The following is a 6,410-nucleotide window of genomic DNA, read 5'->3' on the forward strand; positions in this document are numbered from 1 at the left end:
ATCTACTGGTATAACCACGTACGATCAAAAGCAAAATTGACTGGACTGAGTCCGGTCGAATACCGAACTCAATCCAGCCAATCAGCTGCATAATAAAAACTCTAACTTTTAGGGGTCGCCACTAAAAAAGGTGGCTTTTTATACGATTAATTCCAATAATAATGGTTACAGACTTCTTAAAAACCTTTCATAACATCATTATACTCACAAACTGTATATCTTACTGGTATTCTGGTAGATTGCCTACCCAGTTTTTTAGCCGTTCAAGATATCCGTCGACATACCTTCTCTCGAAGAGCGGCTTCATCCCTCAGGCATTGATGTACTCAGGATTGTCGACGAGATGAATTCGGGAAACGTAGCTTCGGCATTTCGCGTTTCAAAGTGTTTATAGCAGAACTTGTCGCGTCACCCGTTGCAGAAGATAGGTAATTAATTTCAGTATTATTGTAAGGCTACCAACTTTGTTGTTAAATGACTGAAAGGGGCAGATTGTTTGATGATACTATGCTAAAATGGCACCAGATAAAAATTGTTTTAGAGGTGGGGATTGAAAATGCAGCGAGGTAATGCATAAAAAATGGATATTGTTGTTCATACAGTACTTTTAATGCTTGGTTTAGCAATGATCATATTATCCGCTTTTGATATTTTTACTGCGGATCATTCTACGATTTGGATTATATGAGGGATTCTGTTTTGATTGATGGTGTATCCCGGTTTTTTTACATAAAAAAAACATAAACGAGACGAACAGTATATATGTTAAGCGATCGGACGCGATTATGAAACAAACAATTGCCATTTACGCTTTGAATCAGGGGAATGGCTTACAACAAGGAGGGTATTTAAGATTCTAACCCTTATTATCATTCTAGTATCTATTCTAGTTTTAGATCAATTTATCAATCGAAAACTAATAATGAAATTGAATATAGAGGAATCTGACTTAGGTAAAAAATACGTAAATAAACTACATAAATATGGTGAAGGAATACTCTATTGGATTAGTTTAATTGTGATAATTATAGCAGTAAATGAATTCCCACATCTCAGAATACTTATTTTTGTTGGTATGACTGCTGTGTTCGCTTTTCGTACCATAATGAAATGGATTTATGCAAGAGAAAGTAAAACATACCTCTTAAGTGCTATAACTTGTGTTTTATTCATTTTAGGATCGGTTATTTATGGGGTGACAGATTACTCTAATTTAATTTAATACGAACGGGCGCCATTCCAGAATAAAAATTGGCGTCCAATGGCAATTAGGACACTGCCCTCTTGTAGTAGTTACATATAGTTCAATAATAGGGCTTTTGCGTAATAATCGTCTTTTATGTTAACCGCATTTTTGTTGAATAGGAGAGACTAGTTTTGAAATTACTTCTATTTATTATTTCCTATATTCTGCTAAGTACAATAGGCTCGTTATCTTATGTTGGGTTATTGTTTTTGTTTTTTTGGACTTTGAAAAAGATTTTTAATATGAATGAAGATAAGTGGACCACTCTTTTTAAATATAGAAAAGGGAAAGGTTTGTATTATGTGATGGTTTTCCCTTATTTAGTAATGCTGGTTGTAATGTTTCCATTAAGTCTGACTTGGTTTGAATTGATTAACTTTGAATATAGGGTTTTAGGCTCCTTATCTGTCATTATATTATTAACGCTTACTCTAGTCTTTAAATTCCCCAAGCTTAAAGAAAGCCTCAATGAGAAATATCAGGGAAGTCATTGATTTATTCATTATAAATATTTGCTTTTATTGTTACAGGCAACAAACAGATCAAATCAAATGAAGGCCATAGAATCTATTTTAAGCGACCGACTGGGATACAAGGGTAAAACAAGCTTCTCTCTTATCGGGCGCCTTCCCCTAATAAAGTTAGGCGCCTGTCTTGCTATATAAGGGCCATGGGAAAACATGCAAAGAAGATATCACGTCTTACCGAAAACAAATCGGGTATATACCTAAGCAGCCGATATTGTATGATAAACTAACACTTCACGAACATTTGAGATTAACGGCAATGGTTTATGTCGATGCGGAGTTATATCTATAAAGGCAGACAATAGTATAATCGATATACATCGGCTAATGGTGCATCCGAAGCATTTCAGAAAAGGAATTGCCCGGAGGTTATTAAATTTTATTGAAGGCAAAATGAAAACTTTGTAGCAGTAGTAGCGTCAACCGGGACTAAAAATGCACCAGCAGTAGCCTTCTATTTGAAAAATGGACTTTTAAAGACAGTAGAAACAAGAATAACCGAGCACCTATCTCTAACTTTTTTTAAAAAGCAACGATAATAACAAGTCTGGTAAAAGGAGAAACTGGATGATTTTCACTAAAAAAAGAACCGCAATAACTGGCGTTGTGCTTATTCTCTTATTGGCGGCAATTGCATTGATTTATTACTATTCCTATTATGAAGAAGACCTGAATAAACCGCTGCCGATGACTATCACGGTAGATGGGGAAGACGATCAAGAACCGGAAACCATTGCTTATCGCTTCTGGTTTGATTATATGAATCAGTATCAGGGGGATGATGTGAGTTCCTGGAAACGGTTGACGGACGTACGTTATAACGACTTTCAATTATTGGCTGGTGATGAAAAAGAATTTGCTGTTGAGGTAGCATTCTGGGTACAGTTGGAAAAGGGAAAGTGGTCCACCCATCATCGTTGGGGAGAAGTGCAAGAGGACGGTAAGGTAAAAAATCTCCAGTGGACCTTTCGGATCAGGAAAACAGGCGAAAACGAGTATACGCTACTTAGAATTGATGACATATCTAAGGCCACTGGCGACTTACCTCCGTTAGAAGATACCTATCAAAAAGAGGCTGGAATAGAAGTTCCCGATGAGAACAATCGTTACCGGATCGGAAATGACACGCTCGAAGTCACATATAATAACGGTGAAAATTGGACGGCAGTTCCAGTAGACATTGATCAATTATTTGAAGGCGATTATAACGGGCCAAAAGATGAATTGATTGATGACAGTTATCTGATAACACCAGAAAGGACAGCTTTCGTTGTCGGCGGTCATCAGGATATAAAAGTATTGCAATCAACGGATCAGGGAGAAACCTGGGATACAGCAACGATCCCTAGCCCATTCCAAGCAGTACGGATGCGTATGCTTGATTTTGTATCTGAGAACAACGGCTTTTTGATTCTAACTGGAGGCCGTACGATGAGCTGGGAAGGCAATATGATTTTCAAAACAAATGATGGTGGCACAACTTGGGATGAAGTCGGAAATGTACCGTCAGAACGACAAGTAACAAGCGGCGGATTTATCAATGAAAAGCTCGGATTCGTGTCATTTGGGGCAATTTCCAGGAACAGTAATCCGGAAGTGCCTGACTTATATCGGACAGCAGATGGCGGCAAAACATGGACACAGGTGGAAGTGCCAATCCCAACAGAGTATAAGGGGATTTTCACTGTTGCGGAAATTCCAACATTTGACGGATCCCAGGGCACATTGCTTGTGAAACAGGGCCCAAACGGCGATTATCAAGGGGGAAAAGTTATGGCTAAGTTTGTCTCTGTTGATGATGGTGTAACGTGGTCATTTGCGAATTTAGTTGATCCGGATGATGTGATGGAAAGGTGATTAGGGAGGAATGGAAAAAGGCTTGAATCTGCATTCCTCTTTGACGATATCCAGGCCGATAAAAGGGTCCATATGTGATCACCACTTCTTTCATCGATTTGCCGATGCGCCCCTTGCATCACTCATAATTTCATAGCTTCGCTTGTTATACGGAATCGCCGCGGGCCAAATCGTCCTCCCCCGGCTACCTTAAGCATCAAACTTATTAAAATAGATCAACCAGAAATGACTGGCTAACCTTATAAAAAAATGAACGAAAGGGATGAATTTTTCGATGTTATGGATTGCTACACAAGATAAACAAAGTTTGGTGAATGTAAAAGAAGTTACTGTAAATGGGAAAAAAATAGAAGGTGTTATTGGTAGTGCAACGTTAGATGAATGGAGCAAAGTTTTGGGGAAGTACGAATCAAATGAAAGAGCATTAGACATTCTTCATGAAATATTTATGAAAATGGAAGAAAGCAGTGGTATTTCTGTGACATACATGATGCCTAAAAAATAAGTATCAACTGCTGAGTAATCATTGTATCTGCCGTTACCAGTCGCTTTTCACCTAATTGACAGAATAGTTTGAGTGAAGTCATAGACTTTGAATTTGATCGCCTGTTCTGGCCTTTCATACAAAAAAGCAATCAATGAAGAGGAGTGTTCCATAAATGAAATTAAACGCAGATAAAATATTGCAATCTCTAAACGAGGAAGAAGTTTACTCCTTTATGCGAAATGTCCTATTTCGGTTGGATTATTTAGATACTACTGCATACCCAGAGAAACAATTCATAACAGATGTAAGGGATTTGAAAAAGAAATATTGGCAGTTATATCAACAACGTACCAACCCGAATAGAGAATATGAAGAACAACAAGTCAGCAAAGTGCATATTGTCTTCGATCTTTCTAGTAGCGGATCTTTAAAAATTGCGCTACGGGAAATTCTAGCAGCAGAGGGAGAAAAGGTTATCGCTTTTTCCGATATATTTTCAGTGGGTCCGATTTGGCGGTTACATACGGAAGAAGGTTTGAAAAAACGAAAAGAATGGTTGTTCTATCATATTAATCTAGAGGAAGAATATATCGATGACTTTGGAGAAGAGTTTGTAAAGATTCGTTCGCAAATTGATGCCATTCCAGATGCTATTCCGATTCACATTTGGTACGGGGATAATGCCCACGAACAAACGGGTCTGCGGGTAGCGCTTTATTTATTGAGAGAAAAGTTGAATCCAATTAAGCTAATCAATACCACCAAAGCGTTTCGTACTGTTTTTGCAGAGAAAAAAACAGACGATTACCCAAGGAATACAGCCGAAATCGCATCGGAACAATTAGCAGCTATCTATCAAGAGACATCAGCTAAAGAATTAACACCTGTGCAGCGCAGGGAACTAGCGAAAGAATGGGTCACTCTATCAAAAAGTGATAAAAAGCTTCGATTATGGGAAAATGGTCACATCCATTCTGTGGCGGAGGACTACCTGGATGATTGTATCATTCGATCATTGCAAAAGCTTAATAAAGAACGGGGAAGTAATGATTTTATCAAATCGGCTAGATTAATCGGTGAGGTCATTGGCCACTCTTTGCATGTTGTAGGTGATGGATTTATAGAATACAGAGTCAGGGAGCTTATCGTAAACGGGATATTTGATATAAAAGGTGTACCCAAAGCGATGAGATACTACGAAGTTAAGTTTCGGTCTCCCCAGATGCTGACTGGTATAGATTAATGAATGCTTGAAGTATAACAGGGAGTATGTTTATGAAAATAGTTGTATCGTTCGTAACTGTATTTATTATTTCGTTTTTATTGATCTTTAAATTAGTTTATAACGGAAATAAACAAGAACCCGAGGGAGAAAAAATAGGTTTCTTCATGGTTATTTTTGTTACAGTAATGCTTGCCTTACTTCCTACGGCTGCAGTAGGACTGATGTTATTTCTTTTACTTGGTTCCGCAAATGCTGTAAACATGATTTTTTCTTTAAATCTAAGCGTGGATCAGTTAGTTGTTTTAGCCATTTGTTTTTTGGTTTATTCATTTATCATTGAAAGCATTATTGAAATAATAGTGAAGTATATATTAGGAGAAAATGTATTTTATCATAGTACTGTACTACTTATACGGATAGGCGTTTTTTATGTTATTGGAAAAGGTATTGGTCTGAATCCAAAAGTTAGTTTCTTCATTGCAGCAGGAGTTGCAATCATGATTCTTTTGATTGAAACCTTATATAATTGGAGAGAAAAAAATAAACAAAAGGATTTAAAAGACGAATAAACCGGTCTTCAACGATCGGGCTAATCGAATCGTACGTCTTTCTGAAAACGGCCATTTTAATGGAATCATTAAGGGAGGATGTATCATGAACGAATATAAGATTTATACAATGCGTGTCGCAAAAGTCTATCCTGTGAGTTGGCAAAGGGAAAAGCGATGAAGAAGATTTTGCGGAAATAATAATGAAAAACGACGAAACACCGATTTCATGTTATAGCTTTCATTTTAAGTAATGATTAAACAATCGGGTGCTCTTCCAAAAGAGCCCTTTCTTGGTTCATCGGGCCAGATTGTAGGGAATGAATTTTAAGAAAGAGGTGGACAGAATTGATTCTTTTAGCAGAAATTTTAAAGGCAGTAGCTAGCTTTATGCTTATTTTAAGTTCTGGTTTTTATTTAAGACATCTAGAGAAAACTAAGAAAAAAAGAAAGCTTTCAGGTCCTGAATTTGCAATGTATCTATTCGTACAAATTGCGTTTGCTTTCTTTGCAATCGGTT

The 6,410-nt window shown here is 37.3% G+C and carries 7 protein-coding genes; all 7 read left to right on the forward strand.

Annotation, left to right across the window (positions count from 1 at the left end; all coding sequences use genetic code 11):
- Positions 1 to 93, forward strand: a complete 93-nt coding sequence (locus GZ63_RS18885; protein WP_084179315.1) for an IS3 family transposase — start codon at positions 1 to 3, stop codon at positions 91 to 93.
- Between the two features lie 790 nt (positions 94 to 883).
- Positions 884 to 1,222, forward strand: a complete 339-nt coding sequence (locus GZ63_RS0114845; RefSeq protein WP_226374453.1) for a DUF4181 domain-containing protein — start codon at positions 884 to 886, stop codon at positions 1,220 to 1,222.
- An 866-nt stretch (positions 1,223 to 2,088) separates the two neighbouring features.
- Positions 2,089 to 2,181 (forward strand): GNAT family N-acetyltransferase, encoded by a 93-nt coding sequence (locus GZ63_RS18890; protein ID WP_404814857.1) that lies wholly within the window; start codon positions 2,089 to 2,091, stop codon positions 2,179 to 2,181.
- A gap of 159 nt (positions 2,182 to 2,340) precedes the next feature.
- On the forward strand, positions 2,341 to 3,630 hold the full coding sequence (locus GZ63_RS17210; RefSeq protein ID WP_051681513.1) for a WD40/YVTN/BNR-like repeat-containing protein: 1,290 nt from the start codon (positions 2,341 to 2,343) through the stop codon (positions 3,628 to 3,630).
- A gap of 274 nt (positions 3,631 to 3,904) precedes the next feature.
- Positions 3,905 to 4,135 carry a hypothetical protein gene (locus GZ63_RS0114860; RefSeq protein WP_029270915.1) on the forward strand — a complete coding sequence of 77 codons (231 nt, stop codon included), beginning with the start codon at positions 3,905 to 3,907 and terminating at the stop codon, positions 4,133 to 4,135.
- Positions 4,136 to 4,289: 154 nt separating this feature from the next.
- Entirely contained in the window at positions 4,290 to 5,360 is a 1,071-nt protein-coding gene (locus GZ63_RS0114865) for a DUF1835 domain-containing protein (RefSeq protein WP_029270917.1), read from the forward strand.
- 32 nt (positions 5,361 to 5,392) lie between these two features.
- Positions 5,393 to 5,911: a hypothetical protein gene (locus tag GZ63_RS0114870; protein WP_029270919.1), complete on the forward strand. Its 519-nt coding sequence runs from the start codon at positions 5,393 to 5,395 to the stop codon at positions 5,909 to 5,911.
- Positions 5,912 to 6,410 lie beyond the last annotated feature (499 nt).

This window comes from Virgibacillus alimentarius, from assembly GCF_000709085.1.
In the GTDB taxonomy this organism is placed as follows: domain Bacteria; phylum Bacillota; class Bacilli; order Bacillales; family Amphibacillaceae; genus Virgibacillus_B; species Virgibacillus_B alimentarius.

Coding starts and splice junctions, on each gene's coding strand:
- GZ63_RS0114860 (WP_029270915.1), top strand. CDS start 3,905: ATGTTATGGATTGCTACACAAGATAAACAAAGTTTGGTGAATGTAAAA.
- GZ63_RS17210 (WP_051681513.1), top strand. CDS start 2,341: ATGATTTTCACTAAAAAAAGAACCGCAATAACTGGCGTTGTGCTTATT.
- GZ63_RS0114870 (WP_029270919.1), top strand. CDS start 5,393: ATGAAAATAGTTGTATCGTTCGTAACTGTATTTATTATTTCGTTTTTA.
- GZ63_RS0114865 (WP_029270917.1), top strand. CDS start 4,290: ATGAAATTAAACGCAGATAAAATATTGCAATCTCTAAACGAGGAAGAA.